This is a genomic window from Arthrobacter gengyunqii, assembly GCF_023022985.1.
Classification (GTDB): domain Bacteria; phylum Actinomycetota; class Actinomycetes; order Actinomycetales; family Micrococcaceae; genus Arthrobacter_B; species Arthrobacter_B gengyunqii.
In genome coordinates, this window is record NZ_CP095461.1 from 2,290,873 (window position 1) to 2,307,501 (window position 16,629).

The 16,629-nt window shown below is 62.7% G+C and carries 18 protein-coding genes and 1 pseudogene; 9 read left to right on the plus strand and 10 right to left on the minus strand.

The window, feature by feature from the left end; genetic code table 11:
- The first annotated feature begins 12 nt into the window (after positions 1–12).
- From MUG94_RS10465 to MUG94_RS10475, 3 genes are all read left to right on the plus strand, one after another.
- Complete coding sequence (locus MUG94_RS10465) at positions 13–1,764, plus strand: alpha/beta hydrolase (protein WP_227908348.1); 1,752 nt, start codon at positions 13–15, stop codon at positions 1,762–1,764.
- A 123-nt stretch (positions 1,765–1,887) separates the two neighbouring features.
- A complete protein-coding gene (locus tag MUG94_RS10470) occupies positions 1,888–2,361 on the plus strand; it encodes a hypothetical protein (protein ID WP_227908347.1) in 474 nt (157 codons plus the stop codon).
- 141 nt (positions 2,362–2,502) lie between these two features.
- Entirely contained in the window at positions 2,503–2,976 is a 474-nt protein-coding gene (locus tag MUG94_RS10475) for a hypothetical protein (RefSeq protein ID WP_227908346.1), read from the plus strand.
- A gap of 6 nt (positions 2,977–2,982) precedes the next feature.
- Here the strand turns inward: MUG94_RS10475 and MUG94_RS10480 are convergent, their stop codons facing one another.
- Positions 2,983–4,365, minus strand: coding sequence for a CoA transferase (locus tag MUG94_RS10480; RefSeq protein WP_227908345.1), 1,383 nt, complete (start codon positions 4,363–4,365; stop codon positions 2,983–2,985).
- A gap of 97 nt (positions 4,366–4,462) precedes the next feature.
- Here MUG94_RS10480 and MUG94_RS10485 point away from each other — a divergent pair, with 97 nt between their 5' ends.
- Both MUG94_RS10485 and MUG94_RS10490 read left to right on the plus strand, forming a co-directional pair.
- Positions 4,463–5,098 (plus strand): FMN-binding negative transcriptional regulator, encoded by a 636-nt coding sequence (locus MUG94_RS10485; protein WP_227908344.1) that lies wholly within the window; start codon positions 4,463–4,465, stop codon positions 5,096–5,098.
- Positions 5,099–5,148: 50 nt separating this feature from the next.
- Positions 5,149–6,630 carry an amidohydrolase gene (locus MUG94_RS10490; protein WP_227908343.1) on the plus strand — a complete coding sequence of 494 codons (1,482 nt, stop codon included), beginning with the start codon at positions 5,149–5,151 and terminating at the stop codon, positions 6,628–6,630.
- Positions 6,631–6,701: 71 nt separating this feature from the next.
- Here MUG94_RS10490 and MUG94_RS10495 read toward each other — a convergent pair whose 3' ends face one another.
- Entirely contained in the window at positions 6,702–7,751 is a 1,050-nt protein-coding gene (locus tag MUG94_RS10495; protein WP_227908342.1) for a hypothetical protein, read from the minus strand.
- A gap of 188 nt (positions 7,752–7,939) precedes the next feature.
- Here MUG94_RS10495 and MUG94_RS10500 point away from each other — a divergent pair, with 188 nt between their 5' ends.
- Positions 7,940–8,386 carry a MarR family winged helix-turn-helix transcriptional regulator gene (locus MUG94_RS10500; RefSeq protein ID WP_227890127.1) on the plus strand — a complete coding sequence of 149 codons (447 nt, stop codon included), beginning with the start codon at positions 7,940–7,942 and terminating at the stop codon, positions 8,384–8,386.
- Between the two features lie 41 nt (positions 8,387–8,427).
- Here the strand turns inward: MUG94_RS10500 and MUG94_RS10505 are convergent, their stop codons facing one another.
- Positions 8,428–9,117, minus strand: coding sequence for a M15 family metallopeptidase (locus MUG94_RS10505; RefSeq protein WP_227908341.1), 690 nt, complete (start codon positions 9,115–9,117; stop codon positions 8,428–8,430).
- A gap of 101 nt (positions 9,118–9,218) precedes the next feature.
- On the opposite strand from MUG94_RS10505, the gene MUG94_RS10510 reads away from it, so the two are divergent.
- The 3 genes from MUG94_RS10510 to MUG94_RS10520 are packed head-to-tail and all read left to right on the plus strand — an operon-like array spanning position 9,219 to position 10,768.
- On the plus strand, positions 9,219–9,599 hold the full coding sequence (locus tag MUG94_RS10510; protein WP_227908340.1) for a serine/threonine protein phosphatase: 381 nt from the start codon (positions 9,219–9,221) through the stop codon (positions 9,597–9,599).
- A 1-nt stretch (position 9,600) separates the two neighbouring features.
- The gene (locus tag MUG94_RS10515) at positions 9,601–10,149 is read left to right on the plus strand and encodes a DUF1697 domain-containing protein (protein WP_227908339.1); all 549 of its coding nucleotides are present in this window, start codon (positions 9,601–9,603) and stop codon (positions 10,147–10,149) included.
- Positions 10,150–10,201: 52 nt separating this feature from the next.
- Complete coding sequence (locus MUG94_RS10520; RefSeq protein WP_227908338.1) at positions 10,202–10,768, plus strand: MOSC domain-containing protein; 567 nt, start codon at positions 10,202–10,204, stop codon at positions 10,766–10,768.
- Positions 10,769–10,777: 9 nt separating this feature from the next.
- Here MUG94_RS10520 and MUG94_RS10525 read toward each other — a convergent pair whose 3' ends face one another.
- The 7 genes and pseudogenes from MUG94_RS10525 to nrdI form a co-directional block, all read right to left on the minus strand.
- A complete protein-coding gene (locus tag MUG94_RS10525; RefSeq protein WP_227908337.1) occupies positions 10,778–11,329 on the minus strand; it encodes a DinB family protein in 552 nt (183 codons plus the stop codon).
- A 75-nt stretch (positions 11,330–11,404) separates the two neighbouring features.
- On the minus strand, positions 11,405–11,626 hold the full coding sequence (locus MUG94_RS10530) for a DivIVA domain-containing protein (protein ID WP_432418094.1): 222 nt from the start codon (positions 11,624–11,626) through the stop codon (positions 11,405–11,407).
- Positions 11,621–11,779: pseudogene (locus tag MUG94_RS10535) on the minus strand (DivIVA domain-containing protein); the annotation flags it as partial. The gene MUG94_RS10530 and the pseudogene MUG94_RS10535, both read right to left, overlap by 6 nt.
- A 412-nt stretch (positions 11,780–12,191) precedes the next feature.
- The gene (nrdF, locus tag MUG94_RS10540) at positions 12,192–13,166 is read right to left on the minus strand and encodes a class 1b ribonucleoside-diphosphate reductase subunit beta (protein WP_104103876.1); all 975 of its coding nucleotides are present in this window, start codon (positions 13,164–13,166) and stop codon (positions 12,192–12,194) included.
- On the minus strand, positions 13,163–13,954 hold the full coding sequence (locus MUG94_RS10545; RefSeq protein ID WP_227908336.1) for an NUMOD3 domain-containing DNA-binding protein: 792 nt from the start codon (positions 13,952–13,954) through the stop codon (positions 13,163–13,165). Before MUG94_RS10545 ends, nrdF begins: the two co-directional genes overlap by 4 nt.
- A gap of 16 nt (positions 13,955–13,970) precedes the next feature.
- Complete coding sequence (gene nrdE, locus MUG94_RS10550) at positions 13,971–16,109, minus strand: class 1b ribonucleoside-diphosphate reductase subunit alpha (RefSeq protein WP_227908335.1); 2,139 nt, start codon at positions 16,107–16,109, stop codon at positions 13,971–13,973.
- Positions 16,106–16,615 carry a class Ib ribonucleoside-diphosphate reductase assembly flavoprotein NrdI gene (gene nrdI / locus MUG94_RS10555; RefSeq protein WP_227890138.1) on the minus strand — a complete coding sequence of 170 codons (510 nt, stop codon included), beginning with the start codon at positions 16,613–16,615 and terminating at the stop codon, positions 16,106–16,108. Before nrdI ends, nrdE begins: the two co-directional genes overlap by 4 nt.
- Between the last annotated feature and the right edge of the window lie 14 nt (positions 16,616–16,629).

A 16,629-nucleotide genomic window follows, 5' to 3' on the forward strand; every position in this document is an offset into this window, starting at 1 on the left:
CTGAATGTGGACTTGAGCGGAAGCGCCCACCTCCCCGACCCCGCGGTTCTGGCTGTCGCTGCGGATAACCTCACAGTCCGTGGCGACAGCTTTGCCAATACCGTGGAAGGCCTTCACGGCAGCTGGCGCGGTGGCCTGGAACAGTCCTATAAGGCGCCCGAGCAGGAACAGGTCCATGCTCTCCTGACAGGCCCCCGAGTCTCAGCCCAGGCGCTGCGCGACAGCACCCACCGAGCCGCGCAAGCCTTGAGGCTGTTCGCGGAGGGCGCCGCCGACGTCATCTCCCGCAGGAAGATGTTGGTTGAGCAGCTGGAGAACTACGGGCGTCAAATCCACGCCCAGGCGGATCCGGCGGTGGACGAAGCGCTGTTCACATCACGGGCCAACACGCTCGCCGACGATTACCGGGACTTGGAGGACGCCTGCATCAATGCACTCGATGCCCTGCAGCGGAACACCACCGATGCTTTCTCCACATACGGTCCGCGGGACCCCCATGCTGACGTCAACGCAGCAACCGCTGCCTACAATAAGCTGGCCGATGGCAGGAGCACGGACCCGCAGAGGAACTTGGGGATGCTTCTGCGCCGCATGGATCTGATGACGCTCGAGGAACTCAACCGGTTCAAGGCGGACAACCCCGGATGGGAACTCGCCGCTGCCCCGGCCGGCCTGGATCCCGAAGCCACCAAGGAGTTGTGGGCATCCCTCCGGCATCCGGAATTCCTCATCACTGCCTTGCCCTTGCTGGTGGGAAATCTTGAAGGAATCCCCTACGTCGATCGGGCGGAGGCAAATCTGCTGGCGCTGGGAGCCGCGGCCGCCCGGCACGGGCTTACTACGGAGCAGGAAGCTGCCTATGCGACCATCAGGAAGTCACTGGTGAGCCCATTTCAACCTCTCAGCCGGTTCCTCATTGCGTTTGATCCCTCCGTCGTGCCGCCGCTGGCAGCTGTCTCCATTGGGAACGTAGATGATGCCGACTATGTCACGGTGAATGTTCCTGGAATGGAGGCCACCAGCGAACGGATGACGGACTGGACGGATGCAGCCCAAGGTCTTTATGACGGGCAGGGAGAGGTGGATGCCAATTCAAGCCATGCTGTCGTCGCATGGATGAATTACTCAACACCCGGCCCGCTCTCGACGTTTGAGGTCTTGCATTCAGATTTGGCCCGTGCCGGCGGAGACCGCCTTGCGGTTTCTTTGACCGGCTTCCACACGGCCCTTGGAGATGGCCCTTTCCTTGCGGTGGCTGCCCACTCCTACGGAACACCGACAGCCGGAAACGGTTTGGCGAATATCGACTTTGAAGTGGACGCTGCCGTTCTGTACGCCTCCGCCGGCATGGATTCGGCCACCCCCGATGCCGAAAACCTCCGCGTGGCAGTGGACTCAGATGGCAACCCGCAGGTCTACGCAACGCAGGCGAGCGCCGACAATTTGGCCGGTTTGGGCATCTTGGGCAGTCAGCTAGCCGGAGACGGGCGTCTCGGAGCAGCGCACTTCCTGTTCGGCGCGAAGGTTTTCAGCTCCGATGGCGATGGCGTGCTCGCTCCGACGGATGAACACACCCCTTTCACAGGACGGGTAGAGGCGATCGAAAGTCAGGGTTACCTGGACCGCGGGACCGAGAGCCTGAACAGCATTTCAAAAATCACCATGGGCCGGGGTGGTCTGGTGGAGGTGACCGGTCCCTTCCCGCGACTAGACATCGAACAGCGAAGACTCACGCATCCCCAGCTGTTCGGCCCTCGGTTCTGACCTTCATTGAACGTAGAGAGAGTCCGCATGCAAACTCATCGTCCTAAACCCATAGCTGCTGCTGCGGCTTTGGGCCTGCTCCTTGCCTTGCCGGCCTGCGCCCCAGCTTCCTCGGAGGAACCCATGAATACCGAACAGTCCAACGCCGCAGCCTCCCAGACGGGAACAACCCAAGCGAGCCCGCGGGAGATCCTGCTCAACATGCTGCGGGTCATGGATGAGCTTGTCCAGCTCCAAGGCGGAGAGTGGACATACGAAGATGACGCTCTTTTTGACCCCACCAGCACCGCGGGTTACTGGGGTATGACCACCTGCGGTGATGACATAAACCGCCAGTACAGCAGCACCGTTATCACCGGGCCAGGGGTCTCCAGCCCGGAGGACGCCGCAACAAGAGCCGCTGAACACCTCGAAGCACAGGGCTTCACCGAAACCAATAAGTTCGAGAGCAGTATCGAAAACAACCGATACATCGTTCAGACACTCAGCCATCCAGACGGTACGTCAGTGGTCTACCACCCCGGGACCGGGCACAGCTCAATCAACGTTCATAGCGCCTGCTCCAGCGACCCGGGCATGGATATGCGGACACTCTAGCCTGCAGGCAAGCAGCCCCAGGTTGTTGGAACTGTTGATGAAAGGCTTCACATGAATATTCGTCCACACGCCGCAGCAACCGCCGCTCTGGGCATGCTCCTTGCCTTATCGGCCTGTGTCCCAGCTTCCTCGGAGGAACCCATGAATACCGAACAGTCCAACGCCGCAGCTTCCCAGACGGGAACAACCCAAGCGAGCCCGCAGGTGATCCTGCTCAACATGCTGCGGGTCATGGATGAGCTTGTCCAGCTCCAAGGTGGAGAGTGGACATACGAAGATGACGCTCTTTTTGACCCCACCAGCACCGCGGGTTATTGGGGTATGACCACCTGCGGTGATGACATAAACCGCCAGTACAGCAGCACCGTTATCACCGGGCCAGGGGTCTCCAGCCCGGAGGACGCTGCAGCAGCCGCCGCTGCACACTTCGCCGCACAGGGCTTCACCGAAACCAATAAGTTCGAGAGCAGTATCGAAAACAACCGATATATCGTTCAGACACTCAGCCATCCGGACGGAAGCGCGGTGTTCTACCAGCCGGGTACGGGGCACAGCTCAATCAACATAGAAAGTGCCTGCTCCAGTGACCCAGGGATGGATATGCGTTCCCAATAAGGGCCCTCAATCCACGCGGTCCGATCCACTCCAAACCAATGCGGTGCTGCCGTAACGGGGCGGAGGCCAACGGTACTCAAGCTGTAATCCGTTGATCAGCAGCGGCGGGGGCACGAAGATCAGGTCACCGTAGTCGCTCCGGCAGCCGCGCAGCACCGGCTCGAGCACCACAGGCTCTGTGCCGGGCGGCGGGCCGGGCAGCCGCATCAGTTCCAGAGCCGTCCGCGCCAACGACAAATGAGCGGATCCGCTCAGTCCACGTGCACGGGCTGCCACCAGAGCGACGGCGGCGGCAGACATCCCCAGCCCGGTGGCGTAGTCCAGAACCTGCACCGGAGGTGCACCCGGGCGCCACTGGCCGGCCCCGCCCGTGCTCCCGTAGAGATGGGAGATGCCAACGGCAGCCTGCACAATACTGTCAAAACCGCGCCGACCGGCCCACGTCCCGTGGTCTCCCCACGCGTCCAGCGAGACCACCGCCAGCCCGGGATAATCAGCACGCAGCGTCGCTGCATCGAGCCCAAAGCGGGACAGCCCACCGGAGCGGTAGGCGGTAAGGACGACGTCGGCCCTCTCCAGCACCTCGCGCAGTCTCCCGTAGGCGTCGGGGTCGCCAAAGTCGGCGACGGCGCTGCGTTTGGAGAACCCGGTGTCCACGTACTGGTCCTCCAGCTCGGGGGTGGCCGGCGGATCCACACGCAACACGTCAGCGCCGAGAGAACCGAGGATCCGGCTGCCCGACGGGCCGGCAATGACCCGGGTCAGGTCCAGAACGCGCAGTCCCGCCAGGATGCCGCCGCGGCCGCTCGGCAGGGATGCCGCCTCCACAGCTTCGAGGTTCAACCGGAGCCAGGGTTGGTGGAGTACGGCGCGCCCCGACTCGGAGGCTGCCCACTGTTCAGGCGTGCGCACCGCCGCGGCCAGACCTCCGTGTTCCGTGACCGCTTCCTCCACTTCCGCAGAGGTGCGCCGGCGCACCTCTGCGTCCACCTCCTCAGGCCTGCTGATATTCAGAGCCGCCAGCAGGGCACGTTCATGGTGCGGATAATTGGCGTGCAGCCGAACCCAGCCGTCGGCGCTGCGCCGGAACCCGGAAAGCGGAGCAAATGCCCTCACCGGATCGCCGTTGACGCGCAGGTGGGCAAACGAAGCAAACGACGCCGCCGCGCCGTCGGACGCAAAACCAACCTGATCCCGGCGGCCGGAGGAAGACGCATACGCGGAGACCGCGGTTGCGAGCGCCTGCAGCGCTCCCAACCCGATGCCTTCGACGTCGAGCCTGCCCGCCCACCACCACCGCGGTCCGGACCGGGCAGCCGCTTCGAAACCGTCCGGAAGCAACGGTGCCAGGCTGCGCCACAGTTCCGGTATGGGGGTCTGAGCCGTCATAAACGAAGTATGCACGTGTTCAGTGCCAGCGCGCAGCAGCGGCCCCACCGCGTCCTGTTAGGGTGGCCCGGACGCGGCACGCGCTATGGAAGGACCCATGAGAGACAACCCCAGCTACGCACTCAACGATGCCGAGGCCATCAAGGAGCTCGTCCGCAGCAACCCCTGGTGCACTTTCATCAGCCACGTGGACGGTCATGGGCTGGTGTCCTCGCACTATCCGGTCGTGTTGGATGAGGACGCCGAGGGGATAGTCCTGCTCAGCCATGTCGGCCGGCCCGATGAGGCCAAACACGATCTGGGGCGGCACGAAATGCTGGCGATCATCCAGGGTCCCCACGGCTACGTTTCCCCCGGTTGGTACCCCGGCGGCCCCGGCGTTCCCACCTGGAACTTCGTAGTCGCCCATCTCTGGGGCACGCCGGAGATCCTGTCGGATGACGAAAACCTTGCCGTTCTCGACCGGCTGGTGGAGCACTTCGAAGCTCCGCTGCCCGAGCCCCACCTGCTGCATGCAACCAGCGAGAACAGCGAGTATGCCCACCGCATTGTCCACGGCACCGTCGGTTTCCGGTTGCGGGTCACCCGGATGGAGGGCAAGGAGAAAATGAGCCAGGGCAAGAGCCCCGAAACCATCCGAAGCGTCATCGACCACCTGGAGCAGCCGGGACCGTACGCCAATCCGCCGCTGGCCGCGCGCATGAGGCAGGCCAACGCGGAAACCCTGAACTGAGCGGCTCCTGTAATCCAGCCCGCAACCGCCCCGCCCCAAAGAGGACACTCATGGACCCGCTCAGCATCCTGCTGAGGAACGCTTCGCTTCCTTCCCGCCCGGGACTGCACGACGTCGCGCTGTGCGCCGGACGCATAGCGGCCATTCGTCCGGCGCAGGGAACTGCACCTGGGCGGGACACGCATGAGGTTCACAACCTCGACGGGCGTTTTGTTCTCCCCGGCCTGTGGGACAACCATGTCCACTTCACCCAGTGGGTGATCCGGCAGCAGCGGCTGGACCTGACAGGCAGCGGCAGCGCCGCGGATGTCCTTGCACTGGTGGCAGCAGCCGTTCCGGCCGGAACCGCCGGGCAAACCCTGGTGGGCTTCGGTTTCCGCGATGCTCTCTGGCCGGACGCCCCCACGCGCGCCGGCCTGGATTCCGTCTCAGGCACGACGCCGGTGGTCCTGATCAGCGCCGATCTGCATTGCCTCTGGGTCAACACTGCGGCAGTCCGCGCCCTGGGCATCGCCGGGGCCGACGGCGGGCTGGTCCGGGAAGCGGAGTGCTTCCGGACACTGGAGAAACTTGAGGATCCGGACGCCATCTCGTTTGAGGCGTACCGGCGGGCCGCCGATGCGGCGGCGCGGCGCGGCGTCGTCGGCATTGTGGACTTTGAAAACGCGGACAACCTGCAACTCTGGCCCGAGCGCGTCCGTCACGGCGTTGATGCGTTGCGGGTTGAGGTCTCCGTGTGGCCGGATCGCCTGGCGGACGCCGTCGGGCTCGGTGTGAAGACCGGCGACGTGCTGGACGAGCGCGGGCTCATCACCATGGGCCCGCTGAAGGTCATCGTTGACGGTTCGCTGAACACCCGTACCGCCTGGTGCTGGGACCCGTATCCGGGGCTCCCCGCAGGCCGGAAGCACTCCTGCGGCCAAAACACAGTCCCGGTGCAGGAGCTGCGGACGCTCATGGCCGCCGCGCGCGACGCCGGCATCGGCGCGGCAATCCATGCCATCGGCGACCGGGCCAACACGGCGGTCCTGGACACTTTCGAGGAACTGGGCATGACCGGGGTGATCGAGCACGCGCAGCTGGTGCGGGAGAAGGACTTTGCCCGTTTCCGGGAGCTGGGCCTGGCCGCCAGCGTCCAGCCCGAGCACGCCATGGATGACCGGGATGTGGCCGACATGTTCTGGCCGGGACGCACCGGCCGCGCCTTCGCGCTGGCCTCCCTGCACCGCGCCGGTGCGCCCCTCCGGCTGGGCTCCGACGCCCCGGTCGCTCCCCTGGATCCCTGGTTTGCGCTGGCGTCAGCGGTCAGCCGGAGCAGGGACGGCCGGGAGCCGTGGCATCCCGAGCAGTGTGTGCCGGCGGTGGTGGCTCTTGCCGCGAGCGCTCGGGGCCGGTCCGGGGTGCAGGTGGGCGAGGTGGCCGATCTTGCCGTCACCGAGGCGGATCCCCTGACCGCGACCGGTGAGAAATTGCGCACCATGCCGGTTTCGGCAACACTGCTCGGCGGCCGGTTCACCTGGCGCGACTTCTGAACGGCAGCCGCCGCCGTCGCTGTTCCAGATAACGACTGGGTCCCTGGATACGACTGGATACCGGGAAACGCTTAGGCAGCTACGATGCCTTCCTCTTCCCGGACGCGTGCGCGTTCATCGGACAATCGGACCCGCCGCACGCTCCACAGGTGGGTCAGGACCAGCAGGACTGCTGCCGCAACCAGCCACAGCGCCAGCTTGAGTCCGTCAGCACCGAAGGACTGGCCGGGGAAGTAGACCATGCTCTGTGCCGCGTGCAGCCAGGCTGCACCGTTCCAGAACGTCCCCAGTGCGGCGAAGAACGGCGGCAGCGTTTCGGCCGTGAAGATTCCGCCGCTGCTGGTGAAGTTGAGCATCACAAACAGCAGCGTGAGGGTGGGCGTGGTCCATTTGCGCAGCACCGGATGCAGGGCGACGCCCAGCAGGGCAATCGTGGTGACGTACAGCCAGGACAGCAGCCACATGCTCCAAAGTCCGTTTTCCAGAATGCCGTAGATCGGTCCGGCGATGATCACTCCGATCCCCGCAATCACCGCGGAGCTGCCGACGACGGCGGCGGCCCGCCACGGAACGGAAACCCGCCCGGCAACAGCAGAGATGGCCACGGCGCTGGAGTAGGCACCGACGCTCAGCCCGACAAGCAGGAAGAACAGCCCCTGCGAGGTTGGATCATGCTCATTCGTGGGAACCACATCCACAATATCCAGCGGCAGATGCTGGTCGAAAGCGAGCGGCTGGAAGATCTTCTTCGCGACCTCCGCCGTTGTCGCGGATGCGGCCGACGCCACGTACAGCGTGGCCTCATCCTCGCCGGGTTCGTAGGCTGCCGAGATTTCGCGGTCGGTCAGCAGCTGGCGGGCCGTTCCGGCGTCGGACACCACACGGACATCAAGACGACCGGGCTCAGCATCATTGAGCCGCTGGGCGAAGACCTCAGCGGAGGTTTCAGAACCAATGATGCCGAGGGAAAGATGGTTGGGTTCGGGTTCATGGAAAGCGCCCAGATAGGCCAGTCCCATCCCCGTGGCCAGGAAGAACGGAATCAGGAGGTGTACCCCCAGGTCCTTCCAGAAGGAGGCAGAAGGGACGGAACCGCCACGCCCCGGCCGGGTTGGTTTCACCGCCGGCTGCCCAGATCGAAGCGATTCGGGTGACGGTGCGGAAATTGACGGGTCGGGCATGGGACCTCTCTGGGTTCAGTGCGGAGAACTCCGACGTAAGTTGCACTATGCAACATCCCATTGTTGCATAGTGCAACACCAGCCCGGCGCCGCGGCGTTCCTTCCCTCGAAGAAGGTAAGTTGGAGAAGTGGCACAACAGGACAGGTCCAGGGACACTGCAGTGGGAGACGTCTACGACCAGATTGACGCGATTTACCGGCGGGCCGTCGCACGCTCGCGGCGGATCAACGCGCCGCTGACCCAAGTGGAACAGTCCCTGCTGGCTTTCATCGGCAGCAACCCCGGGTGCCGCGCCACGGACATCGCCTCCGCCTTCTCATTGAACCGCTCCACTGTCTCCCGTCAGGTGCATGCCCTGGCGGAGCTTGGTCTGGTGGTGGAGGGCGACGACGGCGACAACCAGCCGCGCCGCGGCCGTGCCCTGTCCGTGACGGACAAGGGAGCTGACCGGCTCCAGCGGTCCCTGGCCATTCACCGGGAGTCCGTCCGCAACCGCCTTGAGGGCTGGAGCGAATCCGAGCTGAAGGACTTCGCTGACGCACTGGAGCGGTTTAACGCCGTTGAGGATAGCTAGCAGCCGTCTTACCGCTTTGAAGCCGTAGTCACAGAAACCGGTCAGTAGCCCGGCGCGGCAGGCAGTCCCACGAACTCTTCCAAGGTGGTGCCGGCGTCGTGCATTGTGCGGGCGTGTTCCGTCCCCACGTACCGCAGGTGCCACGGTTCGTGGGCGTATCCGGTGAGGTGTTCGGCTCCCGCTGGGTAGCGGATGATGAAGCCGTAGTGCTGGGCGTTGGACGCAACCCACGATCCCGCCAGGGTTTCGGCGAAGCAGGCTTCCAGGGCGCAGGTCCCGTCCGGGTTGGCGATGTCGACGGCCAACCCGGTCTGGTGTTCACTGTGCCCGGGGCGGGCCGAAATGGCGTCCGCCTCCTCCTGCCCGAAGCTGCCCGTATAGGAGACGTACAGGTGATCCTGCTCATCGCCGGTCCGGAAGCCGCTCACAGCGGACATGAAGACCCCGGTGGCCGCCGCCTCCGCGGTCATCTGCCGGTAGGCCGCGGCGGCCTCGGCGCGCAGCGGAACGCCTCCGGCATCGGAGAGGTCCTGCGGAACATAGTCGGCCGGCAGCGGCCGCTGCTTATTGACGACGGCGAGGGAGCTGTCCGGCGAATCAAAGTCCAGCACGGCAGCAGCGGCGGGCTGCGCCGCCTGCTCTCCCTGGCCGGACCAGGAAAGGTACCCCAGAAGGCAGAGGCACACACCGGCAATGATGGCGATGTGTGTCGTGATGTGCTGACGCGGCATGATGTCCCTCCCCTGCAAACTGTTCCACAACTACCGTGGGTGCCGGGACAGCGACGCGGCGCGATATATCCCTGAGGGTCCACCGGTGTTAGGGTCCTGCCATGCCGCAGCAGCTTCCGCAGGGAAACACCTTTGACCACCGCCGCTCCAGCGACGGTGAACATGTCGGCTACATCCACATGACAGACGACGGCGCTTTCATACCGTTTGATCTGTTGCACCGGCAGCGGGCGGAGGCGTTGGAACTGGAGGAGGCGGAGAATCTCCTGGATGACCTCGGCCTGGCGATGTTCGTGGAGGATTGGTGGCTCGATCTCGACGGCGAACAGGTGCCGGTCCTCATCCGGGAAGTCCGGCGTGACCGGGTGTCCGTGGCTTTCACTGCTTCCGGCGCCATCGCCAAGGCCGCCGATATGACCACGTCCATCGACATTCTGTTGCCGACGGACCGGCTGCACCAGGCGAAGGGGATGGAGGCGTGAAATGAACTCCTACCTGGTCCTCCTGCGCGGCATCAATGTGGGCGGCAGGAACAAGATCCCGATGAAACCGCTGCGGGAGCATCTTGAGGATCTGGGATACCAGCAGGTGTCCACCTACATTGCCAGCGGAAACGTCCTCGTTGCCTCACCCGATTCCCCTGAGCAGGTGGGACGAGAGATCGAAGCGGCTCTGGTGGAGAAGTTCGACCTGGACGACGAGCTCATAAAGGTGCTTGTCCTCAGTCCGGAGCAGCTGCACAGCGTGATCGACTCCAGGCCTGAGGGGTTCGGCGAGCAGCCGGAGATGTACCATTCCGATGCCATTTTCCTCATGGGCATCGACGCCGAAACTGCAATGACGGCGTTTCGCCCGCGGGAGGGTGTGGACCATGTCTGGCCGGGCGACGGCGTCATCTATTCACAGCGCCTCAGTGCTGAACTAACCAAAAGCCGGTTGAGCGCGGTCATCGCATCGCCGCTGTACAAGTCCATGACCATCCGCAGCTGGAACACCACCATGAATCTGCGGGACCGCCTCACTCCCGAATAGCAGCAGGACCGCTGCGCGTCCGCCGTAGGTGCGAGCGGTTAGCGTAGAGAACATGAGCTACGAATACGACGTGGAGATCCTCCACCTGCTCGTCTCCGGCGCCCACGCCTATTTCGGCCGCGCCCGGGACGGTGCGGCCGACGTCGCCACCACCGATGCCGAGCGGGTGGAGGTAGTAGCGGGGAAGGGAATTGTGGGTGACCGGTTCTTCGGCAAGGCGGCCCACATGGATGCTGCCGTCACCCTGTTTGCGGTGGAGTCCCTGGAGGCGATCGCTGCGGAACTCGGAGCTGAGCCCTTCGACCCGCTGCTCCCCCGCCGCAACGTGGTGCTCCGCGGCGCCGAACTTGCACCTCTCATCGGGCAGGACTTCACCCTCGAATCAGCCGCGGGCAGCGTTGCTTTCCATGGAGGCCGGCACGCGCACCCCTGTGCCTGGATGGATACGGTTCTGGCCCCCGGCGCGCACAAGGCGATGCGTGGCCGGGGCGGTCTGCGCTGCCGGCCACTGACCAGCGGAATCCTCCAGCGTGGGCCGGCGGTGCTCGTAAGCCCCGTTCCGCTGGAACCCGCCCGGGCTCACGTGCCCTCGATGCTGCGCCCCGGCCGGTTGCCCTAGCGCCGGACTTTACGTTTCGGTCGGCGGGTCCTCCCCCACCAGTCCGTCGATCGATTCCCTGATCAGGTCCGCATGCCCCACGTGGCGTGCATACTCTTCGATCAGGTCAATCAGCATGCGGCGAAGGCTCCCCACCTCCCCGCCGGCTGCCGGCAGCAACTGGTCGAGCCCTCCGTTGTCCAGCGCCTCGGCAAGGCTTATTCGGGAACGCGCTGCGGCATCGTTCCACAGGCGGTAGAGATCCTCGGGACTGTCGTTGGCGGCAGTGCGCCAGTCCCAGTCTCGATCGTTTTCCCAGTCCACGGTGTTCCATGGAGCGCCCGGATCCCGGCCTGAAAGGCGCCAGGAGAAGTAGATGTCCTCAACCCCGGCCAAGTGCTTAATCAGCCCGCCCAGCGTTATGGCTGAGGAGCCCAGTCTCACGGCCAGTGCTTCGGCATCAAGACCGGCTGTCTTCCAGGCAAAAGTTGCCCGCTGCCGGTCCAGGGAGCCTGCAAGGGTTTGCGCTTCGGTTCCGGCCAGCGGCGGCTCGTTCCGGCGGGCGGTGTTGTTGTCGGTCACGAAGCCAGAGACTAGACCAGTGGAGGGACACGGTCCATAAGTGCTACGGCTCTTCCCGGGGCATGCACGCGGGTTCTATGAGCTCAGGTTTCCGGAAAGTTGCGCTCTCAGTTGCTCGTTTTCAGAGGTCCATTGCCTGAGACCTACAACAATCTTATCCAAGAAGTCGTCAACCTCGTCTTGCGAATAGCCTTCGCGGAATCTAGTGGGAGGGAACTTCTGCTTGACTACCTGTTCAGCGGTCAGAATTGGTTCAGCAATAAAGGCAGGTTCGCTCAGGGGGTTGACCTTTTTCAGCTGAAGGCGTTCATTTTCCTCTTGAAGCCGCTGGAATTCCCGGATGGCTCTGTCCAGGAGGTCATCAACCTCGTCTTGGTCATACCCCTCCCTGAATTTTGTTGGCTGGAACCGCTTGGAAACAACTTCCTCAGCTGTCATGGCCGGTTTCATCTTGGGCTTCGTTTTGGGCTTCTTCAGAGGCGCCGTCTTAGCATCAGGCACCCCCTTTCGTTTGAAGGACCTCCATATAAAAACAACTAACAAGACCACTGCAACAAGTGCCACAAAAAGAACTACATTGCCGCCATCTTCGTTGTCACCCTGAGCAAACAACGCCAGATTCTCAAAAGACATGGGTTTCCAATTCTCGTTGGGATCATGCGTGCTCAGAAGTGTTCATCCCTAATGAACCGAGCCTGAGGTTAGCAGTTTTGTAGTCTCCTTCCAACCAAAGTGCCGAAAAAGTTCCTCCAACCATGGACCGCGCCAACAGGAAATCCTTGCCATATCGATTCCCGTTAAAGACCACAGCACCGGACACTTTGGTCCGATGCTGCGGTAATGGTGCAAATTTACATAAAGACTAGAAGTCCCAGTCGTCGTCTTCCGTGTTCACGGCCTTGCCGATCACGTAGGAGGAACCGGAACCGGAGAAGAAGTCGTGGTTCTCATCCGCATTCGGGGAGAGTGCGGACAGGATGGCCGGGTTCACGTCCGTCACGGTGGACGGGAACATGGCTTCGTAGCCCAGGTTCATCAGTGCCTTGTTGGCGTTGTAGTGCAGGAACTTCTTAACGTCCTCCGCCAAGCCGACGCCGTCGTACAGGTCATGCGTGTACTGGACTTCGTTTTCGTACAGCTCGAAGAGCAGTTCGTACGTGTAGTCCTTGATCTCGGCCTTGCGCTCCTCGGAGGCGCCTTCCAGGCCCTTCTGGAACTTATAGCCGATGTAGTAGCCGTGTACGGCCTCGTCACGGATGATGAGGCGGATCAGGTCGGCCGTGTTTGTCAGCTTGGCCCGTGAGGACCAGTACATCGGCAGGTAGAAGCCGGAGTAGAAGAGGAAGGACTCCAGCAGTGTGGAGGCCACCTTGCGCTTCAGGGGGTCATCGCCGCGGTAGTAATCCGTGACGATGTGTGCCTTCTTCTGCAGGTTCTCGTTCTCGGTGGACCAGCGGAAAGCCTCGTCGATCTCCTTGGTCGAGCACAGGGTGGAGAAGATCGAGGAGTAGCTCTTGGCGTGGACGGATTCCATGAACGCAATGTTCGTGTAGACCGCTTCCTCGTGCGGGGTGAGCGCATCGGGGATCAGGGAGACGGCGCCAACAGTGGCCTGCATGGTGTCCAACAGGGTCAGTCCGGTGAACACGCGCATCGTCAGCTGCTGCTCTTCCGGGGTGAGCGTGTTCCAAGACTGCACGTCGTTGGACAGCGGCACCTTTTCCGGCAGCCAAAAGTTGTTGACCAGGCGGTTCCAGACTTCCACGTCCTTATCGTCCTGGATCTTGTTCCAGTTGATCGCCTGGACGCTGTCGATCAGCTTGATTTTCTCTGTCATGACTCCGATTCGCTTTCTGAAGAGAGACGTGGGTTGGCTGAGTCCTCGACGCAGTACCTGCAGTCGGCTTTCTCTACGCCCTTATTTGAGTGATATCTGGTGTGGGCACTGCGGCGGCTGGACGGCATTGGGCGTCCAGCCCTGACCGCAGACATCTTGGCCCGGGTTTCTTCGCTGGCCTTTTTACCGAAGTTCGGATTTCCGGCACCGGTCCTTGCATCGGAAAGCGCTTTGCGTGCCTCCGGCGTCATTGAACTTCCGAATCTGGGGTGCTCGGCACCGAACCTGCCGAAGTTTGGATTCTCGGGTCCAGCATACTGGCCCGCCCGCTCCTCAGCCCATTTGAGCCGTTGCTCCGGAGTGTGCGACCGCCCATAGAACGGGTTTGCTTCGCCGAAGCGGCTGAGCCCTTTTCGTCCGGTGGACCTAAGCCGAGCAGCTTCACGCTGCTCGGCCGTCCATAGGACTCCTGTGGGGCCAAGACCACCCTTTGAAAGATTCAGAAGGCGGTGCCCATCCCTTTTCAAGTAGGCAATCCAATCGATCTCTGACTGGCCAAGGTCGGTCAGGTCCCATACTTCCTGCAGTTCATCCGCCCGAACCCCCTGTTGGTCCTGCTTGCGGAGCCAGTCATAGAAGGGGGTCTTGCGGCCGTCCCGAGCACACTTCAGATGCTGAGCGAAACGACGAGCGACGGTCTTGGTGGTCATTCCCACATAGCGGTATTCCCGCTCTCCCTGGAGGCGGACCCCATAGATGTAGCCCGCCTCCGTCGTCGTCGTTTCCACAGCTCTCAGCCTGCCGCTACAACATGCAGCTGACGCAGTTTTCCACCTCAGTGCCCTCCAGCGCGAGCTGGCGCAGGCGGATGTAGTAAATGGTCTTGATGCCCTTGCGCCATGCGTAGATCTGGGCCTTGTTGATGTCACGCGTGGTGGCGGTGTCCTTGAAGAACAGCGTCAGGGACAGGCCCTGGTCCACGTGCTGCGTGGCAGCGGCGTAGGTGTCGATGATCTTCTCGTAGCCGATCTCGTACGCATCCTGGTAGTACTCCAGGTTGTCGTTCGTCAGGTACGGAGCCGGGTAGTAGACGCGCCCCAGCTTGCCTTCCTTGCGGATCTCGATCTTCGCGGCCACCGGGTGGATGGAGGAGGTCGAGTTGTTGATGTAGGAGATGGAACCCGTGGGCGGCACAGCCTGCAGGTTCTGGTTGTAGATGCCGTGCTCCATGACCGAAGCCCGCAGCGCTGCCCAGTCCTCCTGGGTGGGAATGTGAATGCCCTGGAACAGTTCGCGCACGCGCTCCGTCTTCGGGACCCATTCCTGGTTCACATACTTGTCGAAGAACTCGCCGGTGGCGTACTTGGAGCGCTCGAAGCCGGCGAACTTGCGGCCGGTCTCGATGGAGAGCAGGTTCGAGGCCCGCACCGCGTGGTAAACCACGGAGTAGAAGTAGATGTTCGTGAAGTCGATGCCCTCTTCGGAGCCGTAGTACACCCGCTCCCGTGCCAGGTAGCCGTGCAGGTTCATCTGGCCCAGGCCGATGGCGTGCGAGGCGTCGTTGCCCTTGGCGATGGACGGAACGGAGCCGATGTGGCTCATGTCCGACACGGCGGTCAGGGCGCGGATGGACGTCTCGATGGTCTGGCCGAAGTCCGGGGAATCCATCGTCTTGGCGATGTTCAGCGAACCGAGGTTGCAGGAGATGTCCTTGCCGGTCTCGGCGTAGGACAGGTCATCGTTGTACGTGGTGGGCTCGGAAACCTGAAGGATTTCGGAGCACAGGTTGGACATGATGATCTTGCCGTCGATCGGGTTTTCCCGGTTCACCGTGTCTTCAAACATGATGTACGGGTAGCCGGACTCGAACTGGATCTCGGCGAGAGTCTGGAAGAACTCGCGGGCCTTGATCTTGGTCTTCTTGATCCGGGCGTCGTCCACCATCTCGTAGTACTTCTCGGTGACCGAGATGTCGGAGAACGGCACGCCGTAGACCTTTTCGACGTCGTACGGGGAGAACAGGTACATGTCCTCGTCGCGCTTGGCCAGTTCAAAGGTGATGTCCGGAACGACGACGCCGAGGGAGAGGGTCTTGATGCGGATCTTCTCGTCGGCGTTTTCGCGCTTGGTGTCCAGGAACCGGTTGATGTCCGGGTGGTGGGCGTGCAGGTACACAGCGCCGGCACCCTGGCGGGCACCGAGCTGGTTGGCGTAGGAGAAGCTGTCCTCGAGGAGCTTCATCACGGGGATGACGCCGGAGGACTGGTTTTCGATCTGCTTGATCGGGGCACCGACTTCGCGGATGTTCGTCAGCGCGAAGGCCACGCCGCCGCCGCGCTTGGACAGCTGCAGTGCGGAGTTGATGGAACGGCCGATCGACTCCATGTTGTCTTCAATGCGGAGCAGGAAGCAGGAGACAAGCTCGCCGCGCTGGGCCTTGCCCGCGTTCAGGAAGGTGGGGGTGGCCGGCTGGAAGCGGCCGCCGATGATCTCATCCACCATCTGCATGGCCAGCTTCTCGTCGCCGCGGGCCAGGTGCAGGGCAACCATGCACACACGGTCTTCGTAGCGCTCCAGGTAACGCTTGCCGTCAAAGGTCTTCAGCGTGTACGAGGTGTAGAACTTAAAGGCGCCGAGGAACGTTTCGAAGCGGAACTTCTTCTTGTAGGCGCGCTGGTAGAGGTCCTTGATGAAGTTCATCGAGTACTGGTCGAGAGTTTCCTTCTCGTAGTACTCGTTCTTCACGAGGTATTCCAGCTTCTCTTCCAGGTCATGGAAGAACACAGTGTTGTTGTTGACGTGCTCAAGGAAGTACTGGCGCGCAGCAGCGCGGTCGGCGTCGAACTGGATCTCGCCGTTCTTGCCATACAGGTTCAGCATGGCGTTGAGCTCGTGATAGCCCAGATCCTTGTAAGCCGCGGGGAGCTCCTTCGAGCTCGTCATGCCGGCTTCTGCGACTGATGCGTCCAAAACTCTTCCAATCCTTCGTTAACTTTGGCGACGTCGTCGGACGTGCCCATGAGTTCAAATCTGTAGAGCACGGGGACCTTGCACTTCGCGGAGACGATGTCCGCCGCGAGGCAATAGGATTCCCCGAAGTTTGTATTGCCGGCGCCGATCACTCCCCGAATCAGGGAGCGGTTGTGCTCGTTGTTCAGGAATTTGATCACCTGCTTGGGAACGGCGCCGCGTGCTGCTGCCCCGGGCTGTGCCGCGGTGCCGCCGTAGGTGGGCAGCAGCAGGACATACGGCCGCTGGGCCAGCAGGGTGGGTTCGGAGGTGTGCAGCGGGATCCGTCCCGTCTGCGTGTCCAGTTTATCGGCGAATCGGCCGGTGTACCCGGACGCCGAAGAAAAGAAAATCAAGGGCGCATTGGTGACCGGCTGTTCATGTGCTGCGGATCCCGCATCCGGGGCAATCCCGGTGCGGTCTGCTATCCCCAGTGTCATGGTCCTGCGCTCCT

What these genes read in the sequence shown, in the direction of transcription:
- MUG94_RS10470 (WP_227908347.1), top strand. Translation starts at nt 1,888, where the DNA reads ATGAATACCGAACAGTCCAACGCCGCAGCCTCCCAGACGGGAACAACC.
- MUG94_RS10475 (WP_227908346.1), top strand. Translation starts at nt 2,503, where the DNA reads ATGAATACCGAACAGTCCAACGCCGCAGCTTCCCAGACGGGAACAACC.
- MUG94_RS10480 (WP_227908345.1), bottom strand. Translation starts at nt 4,365, where the DNA reads ATGACGGCTCAGACCCCCATACCGGAACTGTGGCGCAGCCTGGCACCG.
- MUG94_RS10485 (WP_227908344.1), top strand. Translation starts at nt 4,463, where the DNA reads ATGAGAGACAACCCCAGCTACGCACTCAACGATGCCGAGGCCATCAAG.
- MUG94_RS10490 (WP_227908343.1), top strand. Translation starts at nt 5,149, where the DNA reads ATGGACCCGCTCAGCATCCTGCTGAGGAACGCTTCGCTTCCTTCCCGC.
- MUG94_RS10505 (WP_227908341.1), bottom strand. Translation starts at nt 9,117, where the DNA reads ATGCCGCGTCAGCACATCACGACACACATCGCCATCATTGCCGGTGTG.
- MUG94_RS10510 (WP_227908340.1), top strand. Translation starts at nt 9,219, where the DNA reads ATGCCGCAGCAGCTTCCGCAGGGAAACACCTTTGACCACCGCCGCTCC.
- MUG94_RS10515 (WP_227908339.1), top strand. Translation starts at nt 9,601, where the DNA reads ATGAACTCCTACCTGGTCCTCCTGCGCGGCATCAATGTGGGCGGCAGG.
- MUG94_RS10520 (WP_227908338.1), top strand. Translation starts at nt 10,202, where the DNA reads ATGAGCTACGAATACGACGTGGAGATCCTCCACCTGCTCGTCTCCGGC.
- nrdF (WP_104103876.1), bottom strand. Translation starts at nt 13,166, where the DNA reads ATGACAGAGAAAATCAAGCTGATCGACAGCGTCCAGGCGATCAACTGG.
- nrdE (WP_227908335.1), bottom strand. Translation starts at nt 16,109, where the DNA reads ATGACGAGCTCGAAGGAGCTCCCCGCGGCTTACAAGGATCTGGGCTAT.
- nrdI (WP_227890138.1), bottom strand. Translation starts at nt 16,615, where the DNA reads ATGACACTGGGGATAGCAGACCGCACCGGGATTGCCCCGGATGCGGGA.